This window comes from Nocardia uniformis NBRC 13702 (assembly GCF_001613345.1).
Taxonomy (GTDB): Bacteria; Actinomycetota; Actinomycetes; order Mycobacteriales; family Mycobacteriaceae; genus Nocardia; species Nocardia uniformis.
Genome location: NZ_BDCE01000064.1, coordinates 79553 through 105699, shown reverse-complemented (window position 1 = coordinate 105699; position 26147 = coordinate 79553). Strand labels below are relative to the sequence as shown.

Annotated in this window: 25 protein-coding genes and 6 pseudogenes; 23 read left to right on the top strand and 8 right to left on the bottom strand. The window is 64.2% G+C overall.

What is annotated here, in order from left to right; all coding sequences use genetic code 11:
• The first annotated feature begins 13 nt into the window (after window positions 1-13).
• From NU1_RS23130 to NU1_RS23095, 8 genes and pseudogenes are all read left to right on the top strand, one after another.
• On the top strand, window positions 14-1570 hold the full coding sequence (locus NU1_RS23130; RefSeq protein ID WP_067524036.1) for a DUF2397 domain-containing protein: 1557 nt from the start codon (window positions 14-16) through the stop codon (window positions 1568-1570).
• Between the two features lie 4 nt (window positions 1571-1574).
• Entirely contained in the window at window positions 1575-2723 is a 1149-nt protein-coding gene (locus tag NU1_RS23125; protein ID WP_067524033.1) for a DUF2398 family protein, read from the top strand.
• On the top strand, window positions 2720-6946 hold the full coding sequence (locus NU1_RS23120; protein WP_067524031.1) for a TIGR02680 family protein: 4227 nt from the start codon (window positions 2720-2722) through the stop codon (window positions 6944-6946). Before NU1_RS23125 ends, NU1_RS23120 begins: the two co-directional genes overlap by 4 nt.
• Window positions 6939-8150 carry a DUF2399 domain-containing protein gene (locus tag NU1_RS23115; RefSeq protein ID WP_084521728.1) on the top strand — a complete coding sequence of 404 codons (1212 nt, stop codon included), beginning with the start codon at window positions 6939-6941 and terminating at the stop codon, window positions 8148-8150. The genes NU1_RS23120 and NU1_RS23115 overlap by 8 nt, the downstream gene beginning before the upstream one ends.
• Window positions 8151-8394: 244 nt before the next feature.
• Window positions 8395-8660: pseudogene (locus tag NU1_RS23110) on the top strand (hypothetical protein); the annotation flags it as partial.
• Window positions 8661-8691: 31 nt separating this feature from the next.
• Window positions 8692-9138, top strand: coding sequence for a hypothetical protein (locus NU1_RS23105; RefSeq protein WP_084521727.1), 447 nt, complete (start codon window positions 8692-8694; stop codon window positions 9136-9138).
• Window positions 9117-9617 (top strand): hypothetical protein, encoded by a 501-nt coding sequence (locus NU1_RS23100; protein ID WP_067524026.1) that lies wholly within the window; start codon window positions 9117-9119, stop codon window positions 9615-9617. Before NU1_RS23105 ends, NU1_RS23100 begins: the two co-directional genes overlap by 22 nt.
• A 241-nt stretch (window positions 9618-9858) precedes the next feature.
• Entirely contained in the window at window positions 9859-10077 is a 219-nt protein-coding gene (locus NU1_RS23095; protein WP_067524024.1) for a hypothetical protein, read from the top strand.
• 162 nt (window positions 10078-10239) lie between these two features.
• Here the strand turns inward: NU1_RS23095 and NU1_RS23090 are convergent, their stop codons facing one another.
• On the bottom strand, window positions 10240-11664 hold the full coding sequence (locus NU1_RS23090; RefSeq protein ID WP_067524023.1) for an ATP-binding protein: 1425 nt from the start codon (window positions 11662-11664) through the stop codon (window positions 10240-10242).
• A 127-nt stretch (window positions 11665-11791) separates the two neighbouring features.
• On the opposite strand from NU1_RS23090, the pseudogene NU1_RS23085 reads away from it, so the two are divergent.
• The 7 genes and pseudogenes from NU1_RS23085 to NU1_RS40580 all read left to right on the top strand — a co-directional run.
• A pseudogene (locus NU1_RS23085) lies at window positions 11792-12358 on the top strand (radical SAM protein); the annotation flags it as partial.
• Window positions 12359-12534: 176 nt separating this feature from the next.
• Window positions 12535-13257 (top strand): hypothetical protein, encoded by a 723-nt coding sequence (locus NU1_RS23080; RefSeq protein ID WP_157552866.1) that lies wholly within the window; start codon window positions 12535-12537, stop codon window positions 13255-13257.
• Window positions 13258-13547: 290 nt separating this feature from the next.
• Window positions 13548-13691, top strand: coding sequence for a hypothetical protein (locus NU1_RS41690; RefSeq protein WP_157552863.1), 144 nt, complete (start codon window positions 13548-13550; stop codon window positions 13689-13691).
• A 232-nt stretch (window positions 13692-13923) separates the two neighbouring features.
• Window positions 13924-14112: a hypothetical protein gene (locus NU1_RS43395; RefSeq protein WP_157552860.1), complete on the top strand. Its 189-nt coding sequence runs from the start codon at window positions 13924-13926 to the stop codon at window positions 14110-14112.
• A pseudogene (locus tag NU1_RS43840) lies at window positions 14030-14503 on the top strand (restriction endonuclease-related protein); the annotation flags it as partial. The gene NU1_RS43395 and the pseudogene NU1_RS43840, both read left to right, overlap by 83 nt.
• 37 nt (window positions 14504-14540) lie before the next feature.
• Window positions 14541-14759: pseudogene (locus tag NU1_RS42320) on the top strand (IS1380 family transposase); the annotation flags it as partial.
• A 50-nt stretch (window positions 14760-14809) separates the two neighbouring features.
• Entirely contained in the window at window positions 14810-15016 is a 207-nt protein-coding gene (locus NU1_RS40580) for a hypothetical protein (RefSeq protein WP_084521725.1), read from the top strand.
• 452 nt (window positions 15017-15468) lie between these two features.
• Here NU1_RS40580 and NU1_RS23065 read toward each other — a convergent pair whose 3' ends face one another.
• Together NU1_RS23065 and NU1_RS23060 are read right to left on the bottom strand one after the other, a co-directional pair.
• Window positions 15469-16752, bottom strand: coding sequence for an RNA polymerase sigma factor (locus NU1_RS23065; RefSeq protein ID WP_067524015.1), 1284 nt, complete (start codon window positions 16750-16752; stop codon window positions 15469-15471).
• A 140-nt stretch (window positions 16753-16892) separates the two neighbouring features.
• The gene (locus NU1_RS23060; RefSeq protein ID WP_067524013.1) at window positions 16893-17252 is read right to left on the bottom strand and encodes a YciI family protein; all 360 of its coding nucleotides are present in this window, start codon (window positions 17250-17252) and stop codon (window positions 16893-16895) included.
• 256 nt (window positions 17253-17508) lie between these two features.
• Here NU1_RS23060 and NU1_RS23055 point away from each other — a divergent pair, with 256 nt between their 5' ends.
• A complete protein-coding gene (locus NU1_RS23055) occupies window positions 17509-18435 on the top strand; it encodes an alpha/beta fold hydrolase (RefSeq protein WP_212761801.1) in 927 nt (308 codons plus the stop codon).
• Between the two features lie 130 nt (window positions 18436-18565).
• On the opposite strand, the gene NU1_RS23050 is transcribed toward NU1_RS23055, so the two are convergent.
• From NU1_RS23050 to NU1_RS23040, 3 genes are all read right to left on the bottom strand, one after another.
• On the bottom strand, window positions 18566-18775 hold the full coding sequence (locus NU1_RS23050) for a TetR/AcrR family transcriptional regulator C-terminal domain-containing protein (protein ID WP_067524011.1): 210 nt from the start codon (window positions 18773-18775) through the stop codon (window positions 18566-18568).
• A 115-nt stretch (window positions 18776-18890) separates the two neighbouring features.
• A complete protein-coding gene (locus tag NU1_RS40575; protein WP_218027852.1) occupies window positions 18891-19484 on the bottom strand; it encodes a nucleotidyl transferase AbiEii/AbiGii toxin family protein in 594 nt (197 codons plus the stop codon).
• A gap of 58 nt (window positions 19485-19542) precedes the next feature.
• Complete coding sequence (locus tag NU1_RS23040; RefSeq protein WP_212761802.1) at window positions 19543-19884, bottom strand: hypothetical protein; 342 nt, start codon at window positions 19882-19884, stop codon at window positions 19543-19545.
• 86 nt (window positions 19885-19970) lie between these two features.
• Between NU1_RS23040 and NU1_RS40570 the strand changes: the two are divergent.
• A pseudogene (locus NU1_RS40570) lies at window positions 19971-20541 on the top strand (radical SAM protein); the annotation flags it as partial.
• On the opposite strand, the gene NU1_RS23030 reads toward NU1_RS40570, so the two are convergent.
• Window positions 20520-20843: a hypothetical protein gene (locus tag NU1_RS23030; RefSeq protein WP_067524005.1), complete on the bottom strand. Its 324-nt coding sequence runs from the start codon at window positions 20841-20843 to the stop codon at window positions 20520-20522. The pseudogene NU1_RS40570 and the gene NU1_RS23030 overlap by 22 nt on opposite strands.
• Before the next feature lie 111 nt (window positions 20844-20954).
• Here NU1_RS23030 and NU1_RS23025 point away from each other — a divergent pair, with 111 nt between their 5' ends.
• From NU1_RS23025 to NU1_RS23015, 3 genes and pseudogenes are all read left to right on the top strand, one after another.
• Window positions 20955-21431, top strand: a complete 477-nt coding sequence (locus tag NU1_RS23025) for an excisionase family DNA-binding protein (RefSeq protein WP_245720260.1) — start codon at window positions 20955-20957, stop codon at window positions 21429-21431.
• Entirely contained in the window at window positions 21431-21991 is a 561-nt protein-coding gene (locus NU1_RS23020; RefSeq protein ID WP_067524001.1) for a PIN domain-containing protein, read from the top strand. Before NU1_RS23025 ends, NU1_RS23020 begins: the two co-directional genes overlap by 1 nt.
• Window positions 21992-22044: 53 nt before the next feature.
• Window positions 22045-22614 (top strand): annotated as a pseudogene (locus tag NU1_RS23015) (radical SAM protein); the annotation flags it as partial.
• 57 nt (window positions 22615-22671) lie between these two features.
• On the opposite strand, the gene NU1_RS23010 reads toward NU1_RS23015, so the two are convergent.
• Complete coding sequence (locus tag NU1_RS23010) at window positions 22672-23520, bottom strand: helix-turn-helix transcriptional regulator (RefSeq protein ID WP_067524000.1); 849 nt, start codon at window positions 23518-23520, stop codon at window positions 22672-22674.
• Between the two features lie 112 nt (window positions 23521-23632).
• Here NU1_RS23010 and NU1_RS23005 point away from each other — a divergent pair, with 112 nt between their 5' ends.
• The 3 genes from NU1_RS23005 (at window position 23633) to NU1_RS22995 (ending at window position 25991) form a co-directional block, all read left to right on the top strand.
• Window positions 23633-24799 (top strand): epoxide hydrolase family protein, encoded by a 1167-nt coding sequence (locus tag NU1_RS23005; RefSeq protein WP_067523998.1) that lies wholly within the window; start codon window positions 23633-23635, stop codon window positions 24797-24799.
• A 381-nt stretch (window positions 24800-25180) separates the two neighbouring features.
• Window positions 25181-25735, top strand: a complete 555-nt coding sequence (locus tag NU1_RS23000; protein WP_067523996.1) for an RNA polymerase sigma factor — start codon at window positions 25181-25183, stop codon at window positions 25733-25735.
• Window positions 25725-25991, top strand: a complete 267-nt coding sequence (locus tag NU1_RS22995) for a hypothetical protein (protein ID WP_067523994.1) — start codon at window positions 25725-25727, stop codon at window positions 25989-25991. The genes NU1_RS23000 and NU1_RS22995 overlap by 11 nt, the downstream gene beginning before the upstream one ends.
• Window positions 25992-26147: the final 156 nt, after the last annotated feature.

The window sequence follows — 26147 nt, the reverse complement described above, 5'->3', positions numbered from 1 at the left end:
TATCGTTGACGCGGTGAGGGACGGGGACGAGCTGGTCGAGTCGGCAGGGGCTGACCCGTGGGCGGCCCACCTGCCGGGACAGGAACTTGTTCCTGCCTATCTGGTGTCACGGTTCGCGGCGCAATATCGGGCGATTGTCGATGTGATGGTCGAGGCGCAGGACACGAGCCTCACCGGCATGTCCTACGACGACATCGCACTGAAACTTCGGGCGTGGGTGAGTGCCAAGACCGGGTCGGACGTAGCCGACCGGCTCATGCACGAGGACGCGTTCGTGCTCGACGCTCGGCTGGACAGTTTGGTGCGGTGGGCAGTGCTTACTCGATGGCAGGAGCCCGCGCGCACCGGTGAGGACTTTCTGCGGCGCCGTGACCGGTTTCAGCTCACCCCCACCGCAGCCCGACTGCACACCTTCTGGACACTCGAACTCGCTGCCGACGAAGACGCTGCCGCAGACCTGACCTTGGCGCCGCGCGCGATCCACGACCGTCTTCGCGAATTCGCCACCGCGATCGACGAGCGTCGGTTCCCTGCCGCGGCCTCGGAATATCAGCAGATCATCGCGCTACACCATGGTATGGCGGTGGCGGCACGGTCGTGGCAGCGCAGTCTGGCGCACGCGCTCTCTGGTGGCCCCGACCCGGATAAGCAAGAGATCCTGTGGCTCACCTTGCAGTCCTATGTGGGGATGTGGGGCGAACAGGTCGACATCTACACTCCCGCGGTCGCGCAGGTGATCACCGAGCTTGAACCTCAGCTCACCGAATCAGTGTGGCGGGCGTGCGTCCGGGGCGCGCTCGCGCAGGATGCGTCGGAGACGATCGTCGAGAATCAGACGCAGCGGTGGGTGCGTACCTGGGACGCGTTGGGCGGCTGGTTCGCGGGGGCCGATGGGCAAGCACGTCGGCTGCGCCGACAGTTGCGCGACCTGGTGGCGCCGTGGGCTCGGAATATGCACATTTTGATGGATACCGGCGGCGCGCTCACCCGTCGCGGCGAACTCCTCGACCTGGTGCGGGCGATTGAACGCGCCCCCGACGACGACACCGCGTGGCAAATGTGGGATACGGCCGTCGGTGTTTTCGGGGCAAGGCACTTGCTGATTGCCGCAGAAAGCGCGGACGAACACACTCTTGCCTGGGCTGACGCCGATGCGGCCCCGATCACCGCGCGGTTCCGTGAGCACGGACACCGCGCGGCGGTCGGCAAACGCACCAAGGCGATAGACAACTCGGTAGGCAGGGAAGCGGCCCGCAGGTCTAGAGCAGCGGCGCTGGCGCAGCGGCGGTCGGCCGAGGTGACCTTGCGTGCGCGCTCGGGTACCGCGATGTCGGAGTGGGCCGCGCTCACCGAACCCGAACTCCAACTGCTGCTGGAGTATCTGGCGATCGCCCGAGTGCGGGGCGGTGAATCCACGCGCAGCGCGGTGACCGAGGATGGGCGGTGGCGGGTGACCCTGACCGCGCCCGAAGACGCGACGACCACTGCGCTGACGGCCGCGCAAGGTCAATTCGTCACGCGCAATTGGCATTTCGTGCTAGACCCGACAAAGCTGGCCGCCGGGGAATAGTGGTGTGAGTACGAACAGAGACGAAGAAGACCGACGCCGCGCCTTCGTCGGGTTGCTGGCGAGTCCGGTGGTGGACCGTCGTCGTGACCGGGAACTATTCGGTTTGGTACGCGATCCTCGACATCGGCCCGAACTGGTCAGCTGGTTCCGCACCCGTCTCGGGTACCGATTGGTGATCACCGATACGGCGGCCCGGCTGTTTCGGCTGCCCCTCGGCGACACCGTGATCGCACCACGGCGGGTGACCACCCCGCCCCGGCGAATGTTGGTCCTCGCGTTGCTGGCCGCCGCAGCGGCTGAGGATGCCGAGGATGTCACCACCACACAGGACTTGTCCGACCGGGTGCGGGTGCTCTCCGCACGCGAGGACACCGGTGTTTCTGCCTACGAACCAGATAGGTACGCGGAGCGAAAGATATTCGCCGAGTCGGTGCGTTTGCTGGCTTCGACGGGCGCGTTGGCGCCTCTCGGGGCAGCCGGTGGCGACCAGCAGGACAACTGGGCGCGCCGCTCGGACAAAGTCGGCGCAACCTATGCGGTGCAGCGAGAGATGTTGCTACGCATGGTCGATCCGGCCTCGCTCGCGGCCGCGCTTGGCCAACGTGGTCCGACATTCGGTGACGACGCGGAACGGTTCACCGTGATGCGCCGACTCATCGAGTTGCCGGTATGCCTGTATAGCGACTTGACCGAACCCGAGCGGGCCTACCTGATCAGGCAGCGATCGCGCATCGTCTCATGGTGCACCGAGATGACAGGCTGGACGATCGAGCAGCGCGCCGAGGGGCTGGCGCTGATCGCGGCCGAGGAAGCCCACACCGACTTGGCATTCCCCCGCATGCGCGCGGTCGACTTCGCGAGTTTGCTGATACTCGACGAGTTGTATCGTTGCCGTGACGAGATGGGCGTGGTCACCGAGTCCGATCTGGTTGCCGCCGTCTCCGAGGTCGCGCACCGGCATCCCAAGTCGGTCACCGCCGAGATCGCCACCGAAACGCTACGCCGTGACCGAGCGCTGGAACTACTCCGCGCTCTCGACCTGCTGCGACCGGGTCTGCACCCTGGACTGTGGCAGCTGACCCCCATCGCCGCACGTTATCGTGATCCTGAGGTCATCGCGGTGACCGTACGCATCGAGGAGCCTGCCCCATGACCGAAACTATGGACCAGCCCGACACCGGGGTGGGCCAGTTCGGTCCCGAGTGGCTGCGTGCGGCACTTGACGGCGGGTTGCCGACTCCGGGCCGGTCCCGGTGGCAACCGCTGCGGGTGGGAATCGCCAACCTGTGGGAGTACGACGACGCCGAATTCTGGTTTGCGGACGGCAGATTGGTGCTGCGCGGTGGCAACGGCGCGGGCAAGACCAAAGTGTTGGAATTGACGACATTGCTGCTGTTGCGTGGCGAGATAGCGCCCTCGGTGCTCGACCCCTTCGGCTCTCAACACCGCACCATGCGATTCAACCTCCTGCCCACCGGCGACGGCGACGATCCGCGTGCCCCGGCCGACGCTGGACTCGGTTATGCCTGGGTGGAATTCGGGCGCATGACTCTGGACGGATCGGCGGAGTACTTCACCTGCGGACTCGGTGCGTCCGCGCGTGCGGGAACCGGCTCGGCCAACGTCACCACCTGGCATTTCGTGACCAAACGTCGCCTCGGCCAAGACTTTCGCTTACTGGACGCGGGTCGGGCGGTGGAGCACAAAGACCTCAAGAAGATCGAAGGTGTCGTTGTACCCACCAGCGCTGCCGCCTACCGTGCTCGGCTCGCCGATGAACTGTTCGGGCTTTCGCCCGAGTCCTACGACAACCTCACCGAATTGCTCAAACAACTGCGCAAGCCCAAACTGGGGGAGCGGCTCAATCCCGCCAGTTTGGCCATGACACTGCGAGATGCGTTGCCGCCCTTGGCTACACATGAGGTGGATCAGCTCGCGGACGGTTGGGAACATCTCGAGCAGTTACGATTGGCGATGCAGCGCACCGAGGATGCCGCACGGGCCATCGCGCAGTTCGTCCGACTTGGTTGGCAGCCGTGGGCTCGGGTGGTGATGCGTCGGCGGTCTGATGAAATGGCCAGTGCGACCACCAGTTTGGATAAGACGACTGCTGCCAAGAAGGCCGCTGAGCAGCAACTGGCCGATGCCGGGGAGCTGTTGGCGCGATCCGAGACGGAACTGGGCACGACCAAGCGCGACTACAGCGACAGCAATACCGCACTGCGAGAGTTGCTGGAATCGCATTCCTACCAGGATGCTGTCGCGGCGGCGGGGCGGATCGACAGCCTGGGTCAGGCGTTGAGCGGTGTGAAAGCACAGGTTATTCATGCGGCGAAACATGTTGATCGAGAGCGTGCTTCCGAGTCGAAGGCGGCTACCACGGTCGCGCAGGCGCAAGCGAACTCCGAGCGGGCGGGCGGTGCGGTTCGTACCACAGCTGAGGCGATCACCGAGGCAAGCGAACCTGCCGGCCTCGCCATCGCCGTCGCCCGGTATTTGCCCGACCGTGATGTCGATGCCCTGGCCGGTGAACTCCAGTCGCGCACTGAGCGTTTCGAGCATCTGCGAACCCTCGATGCCACGTATTCGAAGGAAGCCAAGGCGGCGGAACGTTCCGGACAGAAGGTCGAACTCGCCGCCGAGTCCGTCGACACGGCGCGAGCGGGCCAGGACCAAGCGTTGGCGACCGTTCAGGTGGCGGCGCAGTTGCTCGAAGATCAGGTCCGCGGGTGGGCGGCCAACGCCGAGATGTCCACCGGTGACATCTCGCTCGTCGGCTCGTGGTGCGACCTGATCGCGGGCATGACCGAGATCGATGACACCGGTTCGGTGCCTGAGCACGCGTCGGTGGTCGACGCGATGCGAGCACATGTGACCCAGCGCCGGGAGGGTTGGACCCGGCAGGCAGAGAGCTTGAGGCTGCAGCGGCAGCCGCTGTCGGCGCGCCTGGCCGAGATCGCTGAGCGCTTGGCGACTGTTCGTGCCGAGACCGACGGTGCGCCACCGTCGCCCACGCTGTGGCGGCGACGGACTCGACCGGAGTTGTCCGAGCGCGCGGGTGCTCCGCTGTGGCGTCTGGTGAATCCGATGGCAGGCGTCGACGACGCCGCGCTCGCCACGGTGGAAGCCGCACTGGCTGGGTCGGGTTTGCTCGATGCATGGGTATCACCGGATGGCTCAGTCGATTTCGGAGTTGCTGATCTGGCGGTGAGTCACTCCCGTGGTGATGAGCGCGGTGCGCACACTCTGCTGGCCATCCTGGAGCCGGTGGAGGCTGGTGGTGTCAGCGTCGAGACCGCCGCGCGTATCCTCGGGCAGTTCGGCTGGCGCGAAGGCGGTTTCGCTGACGATCTCGACGATCGAGATTGGCTTGCCGCGGACGGAAGTTGGCGAGTCGGGGGACTGGCAGGACGCGCGGAGGCAGCCGGACCGGCGGCTTATCTCGGTACTGCGGCGCGCGAGGCTGCCCGCGTACGCTTGATCGCGACATTGGAAGCAGAACAAGTCGAGGTCGAAAGCCACGTCGCTGATATCGACCGGCAACTCGGCATCGCGCGAGCCGCGTTGTCGCGCTTGGTGACCGAGGAAAAGGCATTGCCGACGACAGGCGAGCGCGAGCTGGCCGCGGCTGTAGTTCGGTGGGCCGATCGCGGCCGCGCCCTGCTTGCACGGACGGCCGAACTCGACGTCGCCGAGCGCGCACACGGTGCCGATCTCACCCGCCGTGACGAGGCCCGCGCTCATTTCGCCGAGTATGCGAGCACCCACCGATTCGCCTTGACCGACCTCGATGCACAGCAGCGAGCGCTGACGGATTTCCGTACCTATCTCGAGCGGTTCGGCAGCGCGCTCGACAAACTCGTCATGGCCGAGGAAGCGCTCGACACTGCGGTAGGTGTCCACCAGGATCGCGAAAAGGCCCGCCAACAGGCCGAAGTCGATCTCGTCGATCTGGAGACCGATCAACGGCGAGTTCAGGTGCAGCTCGATACCGCGCGGTCAGCGTTGGGCGAGGATCAACAGCAGCAGATCGCGCGCAAGGAAACGATCGAAAAGCGCATCGAGACACTGGAATCCGAGCTGGATCGGCTCACCGATCAGCGGGGCAACGCCCGAACCGCGTGCGCGGTCGCAGAGCAGACCCTGAACAATCACGAAGCGAGTCGCGCTGATGCGGAGCGCCAGCGCGACGCCGCGATGACCGCACTCTGGGAGGCGGTCGACAGCGGACTCACTCACCCGCTCTCGCTCGATCCACCGCAACGTCAGAACGTGCAGTCGGCACGTGAACTCGCGACGGCGATCCGCCGGGAGGTCAATGTCAAAGCCGAGCAGGCCGATGCCGAACGGGCGTGGCGGCTTTGCCTGCAAAAACTGGAAGAATTGCGCCAATCCCTACTGCCGCAGCAGGACGCACGGGTGCTCGACGACGAGGACACCTTGCCCAGGGTGGAGATCCACACCGACGCCACCCTTGGATTCCAGTTGCCACCCGCCGCGGCCGACACGTTGGCGGAGCGAGTCAGCCAGCAGCGCGACGGCTACGACGAGGAACAGCAGCGGGTTTTGGCCACACTGCTCGGATCGACCTTCATCGAACATCTGAAGGAACGACTCGACTACACCACCCGCACCTTCGCCAACATCAATAACCATCTCGCGGCTCATCCGACCAGGCAGGGCCATGCGGTGAAGGTGGAGTGGGGTGCTGATCCCGCCGACCCCGACGCGGCATCGGTGGTGGGGGCGCTGGGCAAGGGTTACCACGAACTGTCGAGTGATCGGCAGGAAATGGTGCGTCAGTTCCTGGCCCGCAAGATCGACCAAGCCCGCGCCGAGGCCACCGCCGAAGGCGCGGCTGACTGGAAGCAGCAGCTCACCCGTGCGCTGGACTATCGCGGCTGGCTCAAAATCACCTTGCAATATCGGGCCGGGGCAACGAGCAAATTCACGCTGTTCGACGCGGCCAAGCACGGTGCGAAGTCCGGCGGTGAGAAGGTTGTGCTGCTGTCGCAGCCGTTGTTCGCCGCCGCCGTGGTCGCCTATGACGCGGCAGCAGCGCACGCCCCGCGCTGGGTGTGGCTCGACGAGGCGATGACCGGGGTCGACGCCCAGGTGAAGGCTTCGTTCATGGGCCTCACGGTCGACTTCGAACTCGACATCATGCTCACCGCGCACGACGAATGGTGCAACTACGACACCGTTCCCGCGGTCGCGGTGTACGACCTCGCTCGAGAACGGCACCTGCCAGGCGTGGATGTGCTGCCCTACCTGTGGTGCGGCGGCAGGCTGACCAGCATCGATGTCGATAGACTCGGCGTTGTCGAGTCGCGGGCCGAACTGAGCGAGGGGTTGTTCGGGTTCTCCGATGGATGAACCGACCCTGCCGGACGGGCTGCGCGCGTGGGCGGGCACATCGGGGCCCGCCGCGGTTCTCGATGCCATTCGTAGACGTGTGTCGCGTGGCGGGGGACTGGAAAGCGGTTCGCTGAGCGTGAGTTTGACGCCCGAACAGCGCACCCAGGTAGCCCGATTGCTCGGCACCGGTTGGGAAGTCAGCAACAAGGCGGTGACTTTACGTGCGCTCGGCCGCGCCCTTGCCGAGCACGGTTTGACCGTACGGCAATTCGTCGAGCTCTTCGACGGACGGAAGCTGACAGTTCGCCGGGAAGCGCAGGCGGTCGAACATATCGCAGCAGAAGAGGAGCGGCGGAGTTCCCTACGAATCCTGTGCGCCGTGGGGATTGCCGAGCACGTGGGGGACGGGTGGTTGGCCAGCCCCAGGGCGCCCCGCTTGGGGTCTGGCGCGGCGGCGGAAATAGCCCGGCAGATAGCTCTTGTGTGGCCGCGGCTGCCGTGGGATGGACCAGGATTGCGTCTCGCCCAACTCGCGGCCGAGGCAACCGGGGGCGCGCACGGACTCGACTACTCCACCGATCTTGGGCGAACCGTTGCCCGACTGATCGCGGCCAGCACCGGTCTGCCGCGCCCGAACAGGCCGGGCAGGGAGTGGCGGGCGGCCTGGGCATCGGCGGGCATACGGTGCGATACCGTCTCCTCCCGCGTGCTCACACTCAACGTGCCACTGGATTTCACTGCGGGCCACCGACGTGGGGTGCCGACCTGGCTAACGTTGCGAGACCTCCTCGGATCGTGGCGGTTCGACCCGGTCCCGGCCCGGCTCTTCGTCTGCGAGAACCCGACGATCGTGGAGGCGGCCGCGGACGAACTCGGCCCGCGGTGTCCGCCCTTGGTCTGCACCGATGGTGTCCCGGCCCTCGCGGCACTCGACCTGATAGCCGGAATCGACGAGTCGCGCACCGAGGTTCGAGTCCGCGCTGATATCGATCCGACAGGGTTCATGATCGTGTCCGCGGTCCAGTCGGCCGCGCGCCACGCAAGTCCATGGCGATTCGACACTGCCACCTACGCAACATATTTCGGGATTGGTGTGGAATCGGGAGTCAATTTGGTGGAGGCCAGGGCAGCTTTCGGTAAGGACTTGCACGAAGAAGCTGTGTTGCCGCTGCTTCTGAGTGACCTGCGCGCCGCGGCCGACGGATTATCCGCCGGCAACTGATGTGCGAACGACCAGAACCATTGGGGGACGCTTCCCGCCTAGGTGATGAGGCGCGTTCGGCGATGATGTCCTCGAGCATCATGCGCGAGCGGTCCGACAGTGGTTCATCCGGAAAATAGTTGGATACCAACGAGACCACCTGATCGACTCCGCGCAAGTCGAGATGATCGAGCAGGATCCGAATGTCGGCAGCGTCGCGTACCGCTCTGGCTGCCCGCACTTTCATCGCCAGCGAATGTTCGGGGGGTTCGGGATTTCGCAGCGGAATGTGGTGGTGTCGACGGTGGGTCTGGCACCGGCGATCCGGAAGCTGGCGCACAACGGTTTGTCGGTGACTTTGGCTGTGTCGCTGCATACTCCGGATGATGAGCTGCGGGATACGCTGGTGCCGGTTAATAATCGCTGGCCGGTGGCTGAAGCGTCAACGACCAGGGTGTGCCGTGCACTGTGCGCGACACCCGCGGCCAGGAAATCGCCGCCGCCTGCGGGCAACTCGCCGCCGAAGGATAAATTCGCCTGCCTCGCATCATAGTTGGTCGCTATGGTGGCTGGCATGGGGTCACGTGCCGAGATAATCGCTATCGAAGAGGGGCAGCAGCAGAAGTACTACACCCACTGGGGTGCCGAGTCGCTGCACCTGGATCTCCTGCCGGGGCCGCGGTCGGCGCTACGTTTCGCCACTGCACAGAACCGAGTTGATGGTTGGGTGTTCGACCTGGAAGCGGCAGCGGTGATCGACGTTGACAACAAGACACTGCTTTGGTTTTCGGCGACGTGCGCCGACGACGCGCTGAGATTCGCTGTATTCGAGACCATGTGGATCACCTGGCCGGACTGGTGCATTCAATGGGCGGGATTCAGGGAGCGGGACTTGATCGACTACTGCGACGGTCGATGGCCGCGGTGCATGGTCGTGCTCGACGTCCCAGATGCCTGTATACGCCCCCGGTCGATCTCGAAAACCTGTTGGAACAGGGCCCCGCGCTGATCGAGGCCATCGCCGGTCGGAAGGTGGCGAACCGCATTCCCGCCATGCTGTGGAACGGGGTTCAGCTCGACCCCGTGCGGAAAGCCGGCTCGCTGTGGGCGATCGGGGGAAGCTCCAGCGCCATGCAAGAGATTGCCGAGCGTTGGCCGGGCTGGACTTGGACAAACTTGGATGACCAGGTGGACATGACAGCTCTCGAGGCGGAACGGCATTCGGCGCCGGAGCGAGCGGATGCATTCCGCAGCCTGTCCGAATGCTTCGACCGGCACCAACTGATCGATAAGGGAACCGAGTCGTCGGCTCTGCTGTTGCAAACGCAGGACTGGCTCAGTGGGCTCTGCGACACGGCAGGGCTGAGCGTGACGAGGCTCGAGGACAACGCGTTTGCCCACCATCCGATTGACCTCCCGCCTGTCGAACTGGCCGACACCCGAGAGGCCATCAATGCTGCCGAGCTACGGTGTTCTCCAGGGTGCTGACTGAGGTGCGAATAGGCGCTCGCTGGATGCCGGGTCTGGCGTCCGGTCCACCGGTTGATAGGGGATTGTGGCCCGCGAAATCGGGGCCGGCTTCTCTTCCGGGTTGCGGTCGCGGCGCGAATGCTGGTCGGTGAAGAGCTGGCGTTCGGCGTTCGCTGCAAGTTGGTGCCCTCGGTTCTCAATAACAAACGCGCACAACGGAATGCAATCGACTGCAGGTTCCAATGAGGAGGCGGGTGCCGTGACCGGTTACTCCAACGGCCAGCAGCAGGGCCCCGAGTCGCACGTGACCGCGGTTATCGAGGTGGGCGGTCTGCTGTTGAGCCTGCCGGTGATCTTCTACTCGTGCCGGATCTTCTTCGTCCGCCGCGTCAACGAACAGGGCGTCCCCTGCACCGTCCGCGACACCCGAGGCCAAGAAATCGCCGCCGCCTGCGGCCAACTCGCCGCCGAGGGCTGACTTCCGTCCGAGCAGAATGCAGGCCTTCGTCCGGCGTGCTGCCTGCCACCGAGCTACTTTCGCGTGGCTGTCGGCCGTCGACGTGGTGGCGGAACTTCGAACGGTTCGAAGATTTTTTCCAGCTTGACACCCGTGACGTTTTCTCCGAATCAACTCGATTGGTCACCGCCGAAGCCGCCACGCTTCGAGGAGATCCGCCGGGGTGAATGCGGCGTCGAGGTGCTCGGTAGTGACTCCGGAACGGGTGACGGCGACGAGTGGAATCGGTTCGTCGGTGATGCGGTGGCGGTGGCGCTGGAGGGCGGTCAGGTCGTGGTTGTCGAAGGGTGAGTTTTCGAGCCACTTGATGGATCCGAGGAATGCCAGTTCGTGCGCGACAGGTTCGCGGTCCGCGCCGACGATGTCGATTTCCACGTCATTGCTACGGGTCCAGTAGCCGCCGATCGCGGGGCATGCCGGGATGCCGTGCGCGGGGAGTAGACGCGCAAGTGATTCTCGGACCAGTGGTTCCACGGCACGGCCTCGCCAACTCGTCCATCCGCGGTGAATTCGTTCGAGGGTGAGGTCGGGGCGCATACGGTCCAATTCGGTGAGATGGGGACCGAGGAAGGTCAGCCAGAAGCGCAGATATGGGTCGGTGATCCGGTAGCGGCGTTCCTTGGATGGTGTGAGGCTGATCGGCAACTCAGCCGCGACGATGCCCTTGGTGGTCAGCAGTTCGGTAGCCCGTGTCAGTGTCGAGTGCGCGATGCCGCCGGCTGCTCTGGCGATATTGGTGAAGGTGCGCTCACCGCTGCCGATTGCCGCCAACACCTGCCGGGCTTGGGTTTGGTCCGGAAATTCGGCGGCCAGCGACAGTTGCGCGGAAACGACCAAGGGGCTCACCGGGTCGGCCAGTTCTCGGGCAAGAAATGCCCGGACATCTTCACCTGCTGGCCAGCGTGCTGCGATGACGGGTAGCCCTCCCGTCACCAGTGCCGCGTCGAAGGCAGCCGCTGGTTCCAGACCGGTCATCGTCGCTACGTCGGCTGGATTGAGTGGTCCCAGACGCATTTCGGTGCCGCGTTGATGGAAGGGCCGTCCATATGAGGTGAGAGCTTGCATCATGGCGAGATCGGAACCGATGAGGATCAGGAGTACCGGCTTACGTGAGAGTTCGCGGTCCCACGCTCGTTGCAGAACGCTTTCGAATGCGCCGGCTGGATCCATGAGGTACGGCACTTCGTCGAGCACGACTACACTCGGCTGATCGTCGGGCAAAATGCCGGAGAGCTGGCGCAGCGCTGCGGTCCAGTTGCCGGGGAGGGCATCGGAGAAGATTTCGGCGTCAGGAAGCGACGAACTGCGCACGGCATCGACGAACTCGGTGAGTGGATCCGTGCCGAAGCCGATCTCACTGGTGTGAAAGACGTTGGGTACCTGGTTCCGGTCCACGAACTCCTCCACCAAGGCGGACTTCCCGATCCTGCGTCGTCCGCGCAGGATCAGGCAACGTCCCGGCCTTGCCGTTCTGATTTCCGTCCGTACCCCGGCCAGTGCGGCCGCAAGTGTGTCCAGCTCATGTTGCCGTCCGATGAAGTCGACCAAGGCGCGCCTCCAAAGCTCGATGGATACTACTGGATGAGATACTATCGCAAGCGATACTATCTGGCATCTGTATAGTGTTTGACTCCTTCTGAATATGCGCAGGTCATCGACTTGTAAGACGGTCGTGATCGGCGAGCCGCTGGCGAACTATCGTCGAGTAGTGTCAGCTGTCCGGCGCATTACGTCGCCTTCACCGGATGGTTTCGGCATCTCCCAGCGCAACGTCGTCGTCTCGACTGTCGGCCTGGCCCCGGCTATTCGTAAGCTCGCGGACGAAGACCTCTCGGTGACTTTGGCTGTCTCCCTGCACACTCCGGACGACGAGCTGCGAGACACATTGGTGCCGGTCAACAATCGCTGGCCGGTCGCCGAAGTTCTGGACGCCGCAAGGTATTACGCCGACAAGTCGGGCCGCCGCGTCTCCATCGAGTACGCCCTCATCCGGGATGTTAACGACCAGCCCTGGCGTGCGGACATGCTCGGCAAGAAACTGCACAAGGCATTGGGTTCCCGAGTGCACGTCAACGTCATACCGCTCAACCCCACCCCCGGCAGCAAATGGGACGCCGCTCCCAAGCCGGTCGAACGCGAATTCGTCGGCCGCGTGAACGAACAGGGCGTGCCCTGCACGGTCCGCGACACCCGTGGTCAGGAGATCGCCGCGGCTTGCGGACAACTCGCCGCGGAGGGCTGATTTGCTCGACCAGGTCACTGAGATATAGCCACAAGCGCCTGTGGCCGTTCGACGCTCCGCGATTTGCCGTAGCTGGACGAGACCGGATGATCCGGCCAGCATCGGCGGCATTCTTTCGGCATCGTCTTCCCGCATTTACACGTGCCAGTTTGTTTGCAGATCAATAGGATTGCGCCATGACGCCACAAGGTCAGATCGATTGGGCATCCTTCGCGGTGAACGTCAACATCTCCGCACCCGTGGTCGGCCATTACAACGACCCAGGGCTGATGCGCTGGACTGGGACTGCCACGTACACCGTCAGTTCCGACGACAAGAGCCCAGCTGATGACGCTCCGCTTGGCCTCTCGGTAGTCCACACTGACGAACGTGGCGATCGCGAGAAGCAATGGACGGTGCTGACGATGCACGGTCTGCTGGTCGATCCGTACATCGTCGAGAGCCGCATCGATGACCTCCTTGATGGCATGTCCCAGGACTACTCACATTTCGCACCTCTGTTCGGCGGCGACAATCACTTCCATCCTGACCTCGCTGAGATCATCGAAGGCATGCACTCCGCAGCCGTCCTGATCGACCGGGTCTACATGGCGGAGACGTGGCGAGGTCGTGGCGGAGTCGGTCGTCTGCTCATTAGTCGTATTCTTCGGATCTTCGCTGAGTCCGCTGGTGTCGTGGCGACGCATCCTTTCCCGATCGAGCTGTTCAAGGAGTGGGACGATCGTACTGGTCTGGCCGAGCATCCGCGCTTCGCGGAAGAGTTGGCGAAGGTAGAGCGGACCTGGGAATCATTGGGGTTTCAGCGGTATACCCAGCATTGCTGGGTAATGGACCCAGCAATGCGAATACACGTGGATTCAGTAGCGCGACTTGAGAAGACGCTGTTCGCCGATACGTAGCCAGGTCTGCTAACGCAGACGAGTCGTCGCAGTGCATTGCTACTCGATGAAGGGATAGCGCTCTGGAGTGTCCCCGCTTGGCAATAGGTGCTGCGGGCGCGGTGCGCACCGCTGGATCACGGGAACCTGTCAGTGGGTATCGCTATCGTCCAGCGCATGCACGAATTCCAGTCTGATCACCAGACGGTTCGTCTGGTTACCTCTGCGCCCTTCGCGCCGCAGTGGCATGATCTCAGCGCGAGAACCGTACGGAGGCATGGCCAGAAATCTCCCGAATGACGGGAGTCGTAATGAAGGTGTTCGGTCCGGCGGACACGTCGTTCACCCTGGCGATGTTGATCGAGAAGCTGTACCAACCGCTTTCGGCGCTTGTGGGGCCGAGTAGTCCCGTCAGCGACGTGGTGCTGCTCGACGCAGACGGCAAGCCTGAGTGACGCCGCTGTCGACATCGCGTGCGAGTACGCCGAGGGACTCTTCCCGAATAGCGCCGACCCATCACAGAATTGGCTGCCGAGTTGGACTTGGCAGCGACAAGAGCAAGTCGAGAGGGCGGTCTACAGCGGTCTCGTCGCGAGCGCTGACCAGCGCGCCTACGAGGCAACGCGCCGGTTCCTCATCGAGTACCCCGCCGGAGACGGCCGGAAGTTAATCGAACTCAGGAACAAGGTGGGTGCTCGAAACGTCGCCAAGTACGGCCCGATCGGACCGGAGCGCGTCTGGCCGGGCGGCGGCTCCGGATATTGGTGGCCGTTGTCCAGTCTGTCGCTGGCCGATGAGAGTCCGTCCCCCAATGGTGAGCTGCGACTTCCGTCATCACGATGCGCGGTTCCGGCTCGCGGACCCGACGAGTCCTGAGGGACAGCCACTCCTGTCGTCGTTCACAGAATCACACCGCAGCCCCGACGCTATCGTGACAGAAGGATCCGTTTGCCTGGAACTGTCGGTCTGGCGCCACATCACGGTACCGGGCATCTCCGAACTGGCACTCGAACGGGACCTTCAGAAGATCGAGGACGTGCAGGTCGGCATGTGGGCGGGTCTCGACGCAATCGATTTGCTGGTTCACGTTGCTGGCCGGAAGTTGGAGGTCGACGTCAAAGACCAGGTCGACCCCTTCATGATCGCCGCGAAGCCGCCGACCGCAGCCCACGTCGTCGTTCCCGACTACCGTGCCGCTCAGCTGCCGGTATTGCGGGAGCTATTGGCGGACAAGAAGATCTGGACATCAAGCCAGTTCGTGAAGCACGTTCGTGCCCAGGAGGACAGCAGCGATGACTCCACTCAACCTGTTGCGCGCCACCGCGATCCTCGCCGGCGGCCCGCACGGCAAAGCCCGCGCGGCCACCCTGCGCCGCAAACTCGTCAACGTTCCCGCACGCCTGGCCTGCCCCCAACGCCGACCTATCCTCCACCTACCGCGGCACTGGCCCTGGTCCGAAGCGTGGCTCATGTTGTCGGACACCACGATCGGTTACGCACCCCCACGCTCGGCCACCGTCTGACCAACCAAGACCACATCCGTGGATCGAGGCTAAACGGTAGGCTGCTTGCCATGGACGAAGACTCGCCTGCGGAACGTCTCCGGCTCGCAATCGACATGTTCGAGTTCGGCTTGGGAATGCAGCGTGCACGGTTTCGCCGCGCGTATCCCGAGACGGACGAGTCGTTCATCGACACTGCCATTGACCGTTGGTTGCTGTCGCGACCGTATGAACCACTCGGCGAAGGGCGAGGCCGTCCTTCGGCCAGGTTCGCGTGAACCCGCTCGAGGCTGCTCTCCGAAGGGCTGCTTCTGATCTCGACAATCGTGGATGTCGATGGGCAGTAGTTGGCGGGTTCGCCGTGTCTGCCCGGTCGAATCCCCGATTCACTCAAGACATCGACATCGCAGCCGCGGTTGCTGATGACACCCAAGCCGAAGGTTTGGTGCAGTCGCTGATGGCAGCCGGATATCAGTTCTTCGCTTCGGTTGAGCACGACAACGGTCGACTGGCCACTGTCGGGCCCCGATCCCTCATCGACCAAGATGCGCATTTATGCAGGTCGCGGGGTTTGTAAAACGGGGGGCATGGGTGAACCATTAGCCAACTTCCGGCGGGTTCTTGCTGCGGTGCAACGGATTACGTCGCCGCGGCGTGTGGCCAGCTCGCGGCCGAGGAATAGCGTTTCGTGAACCAGCCGCGGGACTCTTCCATCTTCGAGCCGCGCGCGTCAACTGTTCGGGTCGACTGCCGTGGCGCGTTCGAGGAGTAGTGCCCGTTCCGCGCCGTTGCCGGTGAGTGCGGCAGCCTGTTCGAGCTCGGTGCGAGCCTCGGCGTTGCGGCCGAGTTCGGCGAGCAGGTGCCCGCGGACGCTGGGCAGCAGGTGGTAGCCGTTCAGCGCTCCGCTGGCGGCGAGCGTGTCGGCCAGTTCCAGGCCGGCGGCCGGCCCGTAGGCCATGGCGACGGCAACCGCCCGATTGAGTTCGACCACTGGGGACGGGGCCCGGTTGGCGAGGACCGCATACAGTCCTGCGATGCGTATCCAATCGGTCTTCTCCGGTGTGCGGGCCATAGCGTGGGTGGCCGCGATCCCTGCCTGCAGCGCGTAGGGGCCCGCGGCAACGCCGCGGGCCCGGCTCAATGCACCGGATCGGGCCAGAGCGGCCAGGCCGCGATGAATGAGCAGTTGATCCCACCGGGACCGATCCTGGTCGAGGAGCATGATGGGGGTGTTGGCCGATCCGGTGCGCGCGCGCGACCGGGACGCCTGCAATTCCAGCAGCGCGACCAGGCCGTGCACCTCGGGTTCGTCCGGCATCAGGCCCGCAATTACTCGACCGAGCCGTAACGCGTCCTCGCACAGGTCCAGCCGCATCCAATCCGCTCCGCTGGTGGCGGCATAACCTTCGTTGAAGATCAGATAAACGACCTCGAGCACCGAGGTCAACCGCTCGGCGAGCTCCGCTCCGTGTGGGACTTCGTAGGGGATCTGTTTCGTGGCGATGGTGCGTTTGGCACGAACTATGCGTTGGGCCACGGTGGACTCCGGGACCAGGAACGCGCGAGCGATCTCGTCGGTTGTGAGTCCGCCGAGTAGCCGGAGGGTGATGGCGACGCGAGCCTCGCGGGACAGTGCCGGGTGGCAAGCGGTGAAAACCATTCGCAGCAGGTCGTCTTCGATGGCACGGGCCGGGTCGACCCCGCCGGGCACGGTGTCCTGGATGCGCTGCTCGGTTTCCAGTTCGTGGCCGACGATCTGCAGCTTGCGTGCGTAGGTCTCATTGCGGCGCAGCAGGTCGATCGCGCGACGTTTCGCTGTGAGCATCAGCCACGCGCCCGGATTACGCGGCACACCCGCGTCCGGCCACTGTTCCATTGCGGCGACCAAAGCGTCCTGCGCGAGTTCTTCGGCGGTTCCGATATCGCGGACCATGCGGGTGAGCCCGGCGATGAGTCTCGGCGACTCGATCCGCCATACCGCGTCGATGGCACGTCGGGTGGGCTCGTCGGTCACGATGCGATCCTTACTGCCGCTGCCGGGCGGGCACAATGCGCCCGCCCGGCGAGGGTCACGTGGGGCTCAGCTGTGTTGATTGGGCCTGCCCGGAGGCCCTGCGTGGTTACGCTCCGCTACCGCCTCTGGGCCTTGACCGGTCAGGCCGGGGGCTCTTGAATCTGACGGATCTCCGAGGTTATGTCCCACTCCTCGCCGTGGGTGGCCAGGAATCGAGAGGCCCATTCGAGCGCCTCTTCTTTCGACTTCGCCTGGATGATGGCGTATCCGCCGACCACCTCTTTCGCCTCGATGAAGGGCCCGTCGATCACTGTCTGCTTACCACCCGACAGCTCAATCCGGGTGCCCTCGGTAATGTCCTGCAGGCCACCGGTATCCAACAGCACGCCGGCCTTGGCCATCTCCTCGATCAGCTTGCCCATGTCCTCCATCATCTGAGGGCTGGGGCCGCCCGTCGGCGCGGTGGCCGGGTCCATCGTTAGGGTCATCATGAATCGCATTGCGGTGTCCTTACTTCTCGGTTTCGGTGCGGACCGCCTCCGGCCCTTACCTACGCATCGAACGGGTCCCCGCCAGATCGACACCCCCCGCAACACTATCGGCGTGTCCTGCGTCACATGGGCTCCAACGGTCGCCACAGCGATGTGACGCAGGACACTCCAATGTCTTTTATGGCGGTGTCGATCCTGCCGGGGCCCATTCGATGCGTTGGTAAGAGCCTGACAGCAGGCTTTCGAGCCGATCAGAAGAGGACCGATGAAGATCAACAAGCCGTTGCACGTCATCACCGCAGTCGCTCTGTCCGCGATGCTCATCACCGGATGCGCCACCGACGACGACGACACTGCGGACACTGCCACCGCGAGTCAAGAATCCATCACCGATACGGTCAGCGGGGACGGCAAAGGCCGCTATGCCGCGGTCAACGGTCTCCAGCTCTACTACGAAATCCACGGCACCGGCCAACCTCTGGTCCTGCTCCACGGCGGGCTCGGCAATGCCGAGACCTCCTTCAGTGCGCTCCTACCCGAACTGACCAAGAACAGAAAGGTCATCACGGTCGACCTACAGGCACACGGCCACACCGCCGACATCGATCGCCCACTGAGCTTCGAGCAGATGGCCGATGACGTCGCCGGTCTGATCGACCACCTGGAACTGGAAAAGGTCGACGTCCTCGGGTACTCGCTGGGCGGCGGTGTCGCGCTCCAACTCGGCAGCCGAAATCCGGACGTGGTGAATAAGCTGGTCATCAACTCCGCTGCCTACCGGTTCGACGGGTGGACTGCCGAGGGTCGGACCGGAATGGCGAGCATCGACCCCACCGCCATGATCGGAACACCGATGCACGAGGCCTACACCCGGACCGCGCCACGACCCGGAGACTGGCCCGTTTTCGCCGCCAAGACGAAGCAACTGCTCACCCGGGACTTCGACTGGACAACGGAAGTCGCCGCGATCACCGCACCCACGCTCGTCGTAATCGCCGAATCCGATATCGTCGAACGCCCGCACGCCGTCGACCTGATCAACCTGCTCGGCAGCGGAACAGCCGACGCGACGAGCGACACCGCGGCAGCCACACTGGAAATCGTCCCGGGCACAACGCACTACGACATCCTCTACCGCGCCGACCTACTGCTCCCGATCATCGAACCGTTCCTTGATGCGCCGGGCGAGTAGGCCCAACCCAGCGATGCCTCAAATGGACGGCATCTCCCACCGGAAGGCGGGAGATGCCATCGTCGGCATGGATTCCCTTCCCGCCGCGTAAGCGGACGCGCGGTAATGCACCGGGACGAGACTTGTTTCGTTATCGGTAGGCGCGGAGGAATGTGTCTATGCCTGCGTGCGCGCGTTTCTCGATGCCCTCCGGGGCGTATGGCGTCGTCGCCTCGAACAGGGCGCGGTTCAGCGAGGCGCCCATGACGAGGAAGGCGAAGTGTTCCGCGGCCAGTTCGGGGAATCGCTCGGCCTCGCCGATGAGCAACCGGCGCAGGCGAACGATGGGTCCGGTCAGCACCGTGGCGGCCAGCTTGGAGAAAGAATTGGGGCATGCGCAAGTCAGCGCCCTGTAGTGCGGCGAACTGTGAGGTCTCGCGGCCTACCGATTGCCATGTTATCGGCCTCACGGCGGGTCAGGAGGTGGCGAGAAGTTCCCTTCGCCAATCTGCAAATCGCTTACGCATGGCGTCGACGTCCTCTGGCGGAACACCGTATTCGGCAAATGCGTCATCGGTGATTTGGGTGAGCGCTCCGAGCGCGTCGGCGAACATCCTCGGTTCGAAGCCGTCGTCGGCGTTCTTCGCGAGTTCGAGCAATCTGTCGTGGCCGTATCGGCCACTGGTGAATGCGGCATCGATGTCGAGAAAGTCTCGTGGGAGTGCACGTCCGAAGAGCGCGCACATCTTGTTCGCCACAGCGTCATCGGGATGCAGCACCGGACCGATTTCGAGGAGTACCGGAGGATGTGCACGCCAGTCCGCCGACATCTCCAACTTGTCTGGACCTCCGTCCGCGGACAAGACCAGCAGACGCGCGAAGGTCTCATTGCTCATGGCGGCTGTGACGTCGTAGCCGTGTAGTTCCAGCTCCGCGACGACGGCGTCTACTGCCCCTGGGAAGTCCGCCCGTCGGTGCCAGTCGGTGAAGAGATCTAGGTCGCCACTTGGGGCGGTTGCCCATGCCGTGGGCTCGCAGCGCGTAGCCGCCGGCGAGAGCGAATCCCTGATCGCCCGCTACGGCCAGCGCGATTTCGGCGAGTCTGCGGTGGCGCGGTTCCATCCGGACCTACGCCGATGCCAGTCGGCTGAGTTGGGCGAGTTCGGCGAAACGATTCTCCCAGGCCCGCCTGGTCTGAGGGGGAAGCCACATGTAGGACCAGAGACGTCTGAGCACCGAGCCGTCGAGATAGGTGTGGAGGTCGTCCGGTGTGGCCGCTTCGTTGATAACGGTGCGGTAAAGGTCGACGATTCGTCCGGGGCGGTCCAGGTCGTAGTCGGCGTGGCCTGACCAATCGAGGTGTTTCGGGAGGTGGACGACGCCGCTGGTAGGACCGGTGAGTAGGTGCAGGTCCTCTGGCATTACGACGGGCTTGCTGTATCTGCGCTGGTCACGCCCATCGTCCGTCATTGCTCCTCCTCTGCTTGTTCTCTGCCCAGACTACCGCCGAACCTCGGGACTCTCCTATATCCGCTGGTCGCGGCGTTTGTAAGACGGTGGGCATGGGTGAACCCCTCGCCAACTACAAGCGGGTAGTCGCCGCCGTCCGCCGCATCACCTCACCCGCCCCGACGGTTTCGGTATCTCCCAGCGCAATGTCGTCGTCTCCACCGTGGGCTTGGCCCCCGCTATCCGCAAGCTGGCCGATGAGGATCTCTCGGTCACCCTCGCGGTCTCGCTGCACATCCCCGACGATGAACTCCGCGACACGTTGGTGCCGGTGAACAATCGCTGGTCGGTCGCTGAAGTCCTCGATGCCGCAAGGTATTACGCCGACAAGTCCGGCCGCCGGGTATCGATCGAATACGCCCTGATCCGCGACATCAACGATCAACCATGGCGCGCGGACATGCTCGGCAAGAAGCTGCACAAGGCTCTCGGCTCCCGTGTGCACGTGAACGTCATCCCGTTGAACCGACCCCGGGCAGCAAGTGGGACGCCGCCCCGAAACCTGTTGAGCGCGAATTCGTTCGGCGCGTCAACGAACAGGGTGTGCCGTGTACGGTCCGCGACACCCGCGGCCAGGAAATCGCTGCTGCCTGCGGTCAACTCGCCGCCGAGGGATGAGTTGAGGCTGCGCCTGCACTTATCACCGAGGTGATAAGTGTGCGGACGCTGTCGATATAGCGGGTTCCATGCCCGTCTCGAATCAGGCGCAGCACGGGGCTTCCTGACAGTGTGTTGAGCAGCAGCGTCGCCAGCAGGTCGGCGTCGGTATCGGGGCGGACCTCGGTGAGCAGGATTCGAGTGTGCTCATGCCAGAACTTGTCTGGCGGTTCGGGGTCGGACTCCGGGGTGGAATCAGCGACGGCCGCAACAATTTCGACGTTGGCAACTACGTTCGCCGCCAGCGCGTCGAAGATCGCCACAGACTAAGTCCGGATCACTGCGGTGTCCGGACGCCGGTCGGCGCGGCCGCGATGCCCCACTTTCGATTTATTCGAAAGTGGGGCATGATAGATGTCTATGGAGGAGGCACAGTGACCGAGACGTTGAATGAGCGCACACTCTTGCCTGAGCACCCGGACCAGCTCGCGGAGGTGCGGCGCTTCCTCGACTCGATGGCCTCGCCTGTCGAAGTGACCATTTTGCGGTCGGCCGAGGGCGAGGTGGTGGCATTGCCTGCCGAGGTTTTCGAAGGTCTTCGCCTGTTGGCCGTGGCCCTCGCGGAGGGGAAGGCGGTGACCGTCGCGCCTTTGCACACGACGCTGACGACCCAGGAAGCGGCCGAACTGCTGGGAATGAGCAGGCCTACCTTCGTGAAGCTGCTGGATGCAGCGGAAATCCCGTTTACCCGTCCTGGTCGGCATCGTCGTGTTCGTCTCGCCGACGTATTGGCTTTTCGAGAGTATCGTCGTGCCGAACGGGCTGCTGGGCTCTCTGAGTTGACCAGGATTTCCGAAGATCTGGGACTCTATGACGATGTTCCGTCAGAACCACTGAGCCGGCACGACTGATGCAGCGAGTCCTCCTTGACACCTGCGTTTTGTACCCGGCTCATCTGCGAGATTGCTTTCTGCGCCTTGCAGAAGCCGATCTCATCCAGCCGCTTTGGTCCGCCGAGATCCTCGAGGAGCTCAGACGGAATCTCGCGGCGCGGCACGGTGGTGACGAGTGTGCGTTGGCGAATGTTGCTCGCCTGGTCGGCACCCTTGAGGGATTCTTTCCCGACGCGATGGTCACGGGGTATGAGGGGCTGGTCGACAGAATGGAAAACCATCCTAAGGACCGGCACGTCCTGGCGGCAGCGTTACAGGGCAACGCGGATGTGCTTCTAACCTTCAACCTGAAAGACTTCAAGGTCAGGCCTATCGGCGAGGGGTTTCCGGAGTTGCTGCATCCAGATGCGCTTCTTCTGGATGTGTTGGACCTGGCCCCGGGGCATGTGATCCGACTGTTGCGCAAGCAAGTGGCCGAGCACAAGCGGCCGCCCAAGCACATTGAGGGTCTTCTTGACGTACTGGACCGCTCAGGAGTTTCAGGCTTCGCGGCGGAAGTTCGTCGGCGTCTCGACTGATGTGTGGCGCATTATTGGCGATTTCTGCTGGTCAGCGTGTTTGTAAAACGGGGGGCACGGGCGAACCGCTCGCCAATTACAAGCGTGTGGTGAACGCGGTCCGCCGCATCACCTCTCCGGCCCCCGACGGCCTCGGTATCTCCCAGCGCAATGTCGTCGTCTCGACGGTCGGCCTGGCCCCCGCTATCCGCAAGCTGGCCGATGAGGATCTCTCGGTCACCCTCGCCGTCTCCCTGCATACCCCCGACGACGAACTCCGCGACACCCTGGTCCCGGTGAACAACCGCTGGTCGGTCGCCGAAGTCCTCGACGCCGCACGGTATTACGCCGACAAGTCCGGCCGCCGCGTCTCCATCGAATACGCGTTGATCCGCGATATCAATGACCAGCCCTGGCGCGCGGACCTGCTCGGCAAGAAGCTGCACAAGGCCCTCGGCTCCCGCGTCCACGTCAACGTCATCCCGCTGAACCCGACCCCGGGCAGCAAATGGGATGCCAGCCCGAAACCCGTTGAGCGCGAGTTCGTTCGCCGCGTCAACGAACAGGGCGTCCCCTGCACCGTCCGCGATACCCGCGGCCAGGAAATCGCCGCCGCCTGCGGGCAACTCGCCGCCGAAGGCTGAGTCGACAGATAGTCATATCCGCGACGAAGGACACGGATTGCTGTCCAGCGCGCGGTGTCAGGCGGAACGGTATGCGTCGGTGGGCGGCTCGCCGCGGCGGAGCTTATGCAGCGCGGCCGCGGACGCGGTATCGGGTTCGGCGGTGTAGGTGATGAGCATTTGCCCAGGGTCGTTCGGCAGTCTCGCCGCCTGGAACGCCAGCGTTAGATCACCGACGACTGGATGGTGGAACAGAAAGTCGTTGTGCGCCTTGTCGGCGACATCATAGGTCGCCCAGATCTCCCGGAAAATTGGGCTGCGGGCCAGCATTCGCTCCACTAATCGGGTGATGTCGGGATCGCCGGGGTGTCTGCTCAGTTGCAGCCGCAGGAAGGCCACATTCTCTCGGCGGCCGATCATGGGATCGTCGAACAGCGCCTGCATGTGCTCGTCGACGAATAGGAAATGAGACCAGTTCCGATCCTTGATCGCCATGGCAGCGAAATCGGTGAACATCGCGCAGGCGAGCTGGTTCCAGGCAATGACATCGGCCAGCGGCCCGATCACGTAGGCGGGCGTGTCCGGTGTCGAATCCAGGAGATGCTGTAGCGCGGGACGAACCGTGCGTGGGCCCAGCGGTATGGTCCGCGCCGGACCGGCGAGGTTGCGGGCGTACTCACGTTCGTCCGGGCTCAGCCGCAGCGCGTCGAACACCGCCTCCAGCACCTCGGCTGATACTCCTTGGACGCGCCCCTGCTCGAGCCGCGTGTAGTAGTCCACCCCGATTCGGGCCAGCGGTGCCAGTTCTTCCCGACGTAGCCCGGAGACCCGGCGCCGGTTCCCAACGGGGCGCACTCCCACGTCTTCCGGCGACAAGCCCGCCCGCCGCGACTTCAGAAACGCACCCAATTCAGCCCAGCGGTCCATACCGGACCACCCTAGTCAGGATCGGATCCTGGCACTGCCAGACCCAGGATTGCCTGACCGGGGAACACTCGACCTCTGGGTATCAGGTTGTGGGACAAGGAGGATCGTCCGTATGACTCGAACAGCAACGATCCGACCGCTCCTGATCGATATTCCGCAGACCGCGTTGGACGATCTCGCCGACCGATTGGGCAAAACCCGTTGGCCCCAGGAGATTCCGGAACTCGGGTGGAGCCGCGGCGTACCCCTGGCCTATCTGCGGGAGTTGGCCGACTACTGGCGCGACGGCTTCGACTGGCGGGCGCAGGAGGCGAAGCTCAATGCCTTCCCGCAGTACACCACCGATATCGACGGTCAGAGCATGCACTTCCTGCACATCCGTTCCCCCGAACCGGGCGCGGTGCCGTTGCTGCTGGTGCACGGGTGGCCCGGGTCGGTCGTCGAGTTCGCGGGCCTCGTCGGCCCGCTGACCGATCCGGTGCGTCACGGTGGCGACCCGGCCGACGCCTTCCATATCGTGGTGCCCTCCATCCCGGGCTTCGGATTTTCCGGACCCACAACCGAACCGGGTTGGTCACCGCGGCGTATCGCGGCGGCGTTCGCCGAGCTGATGGCGCGACTCGGCTATGACTACTATGGCGCCCAGGGCGGTGACGTGGGTGCTGGTATCTGCCGGGAACTCGGCCTGATCGATTCCGAACATATGATCGGCCTGCATGTCAACGGCGGCCTGTCCTATCCGCAGCTGTCCGACGAGGAGATCGCCGCACTCACCGAGACCGAGCAGGCGCGGATTACCCGGATGAACGAATTCATGCAGGAGGCCGGAGGGTATCTGGCCATCCAGTCCACTCGCCCGCAGACACTCGCCTACGCACTCACCGATTCACCGATCGGGCAGCTGGCTTGGATTGTGGACAAGTACAACGATTTCACCAATCTCGACCAGCTCCCGCACGAGGCGGTCGGCCGGGACATGTTGCTCACCCAGGCAAGTATCTACTGGTTTACCCAGACCGCCGGATCGTCGGCAGCGGCGTACTACGAGGATGCGCATTCCGGTGCCGGCTGGGGGTTGCCCGAACCCGCCACGGTCCCGACGGCGGTCGCGCAGTTCACCATTCAGGATGTCGCGATCCGCGGCTACGACGAGCGCTCCAACAACATCGTGTCCTGGACCGAATACGACCGCGGCGGGCATTTCGCCGCCATGGAGGCCCCGGACCTGCTGCTCGACGACGTCCGCGCCTTCTTCCGTAATTATCGGCCGCGGGACTGATTCATTGCGATTGCATCGATAGTTTGGGCCTCACGCTGCTCCACGCCCGCGGACCACGTTCCCCAAGCGTGTGGTGAACGTGGTCGGCGGAGCTGTATATCCGTTGCGCATGGCGTCCGCGATACCCGCGGCCAGGAAATCGCCGCCGCCTGCGGGCAGTTGGCCGCCGAAGGCTGAATGCCTCAGGAAGTGGGTTCGCGCGATTCGCGCTCGTGAGATCGCCGTGAATCCTTTGCGCGGGCCCGCATCTCTCATACTTGTGTCGGCAATACGGTCGGCACGAGATCGGGAGGTTTGTGGTGATCATTGCCGCGGTTGTTGTCGGGGTCCTGCTGGTCGGTGCCTGCAGTGTCACGGTATTGCGGAAGTGGAGCCGATCCCGTGGTTGAGGTGCGGTGGCCCGACGAGCGGCTCGTTGCCGCGGCACGGGAGGGGGATTTCGAGTCGACCGTCATGCTGGTGTCCGGCTCGCATCCGCATGTGCGGCGGTTCGCCTACTCGCTGTGCGCGTCGCCGGAGGATGCCGAGGATGCGGCGCAGGAGGCGCTGATCATTCTGTATCGGAAGATCGGCACCTTGCGGGCGTCGGGGGCGTTGGCGTCGTGGATGTTTCGGATTGTGCGCAATGAATGTCTGCGGCAGCTGCGGTTGCGGACTCGACGGGCGGAGGCGATTCCCGACTCGACGATCGCCTCGGCGGAGGAGCAGGTGATGCATCGGCTGGAGGCCGAGCGGGTGGCGGCGGCCATCGCGGCATTACCGGAGGAGCAGCGGCGAGTGCTGATCATGCGGGATGTGCAGGGCTACAGCGGACGGATGGTCGCGGACCTACTGGGACTGAGTGCGGCGGCGATGAAGTCGCGACTGCATCGGGCGCGGGCCGCGATACAGCTGAGTCTGCGGGAGCCGAGGCCGGAGGCCGAGAATGAGCAATGACTTCGCCAGTTCCTCGGTCCCGCGCCATGTGGCCCGCGGCGCAATCGGATTCGGCGCTCTGCTCGGTTCGTTCGCGCTCATGCCGGTGGTCGGGTTCGTGAGTCTGCTGCTGCTACCGGTCGGCCTCCTCGCCCTGCGTGGCTGCCCGACCTGCTGGGCGATCGGATTGCTCCAGACCATCTCGCGGGGTCGGCTGCGCCGGTCGTGTGAGGACGGAGCCTGTCGGCTGGTGGTCGCGGAACCCGGTGCGAAATAAGCGCGGAGTCCCCGGGGCTCCGACGCCCCGGGGACTCGATGCGCTGGTACTACGGGATCAGAAGTGTCGTCATGAGGGTCGAGACCATACCGACAATCTGGTTGATGAACTGCGGAATCATCGTTGTCCTTGTCCTTCCTCTGCTAGTCGAATACA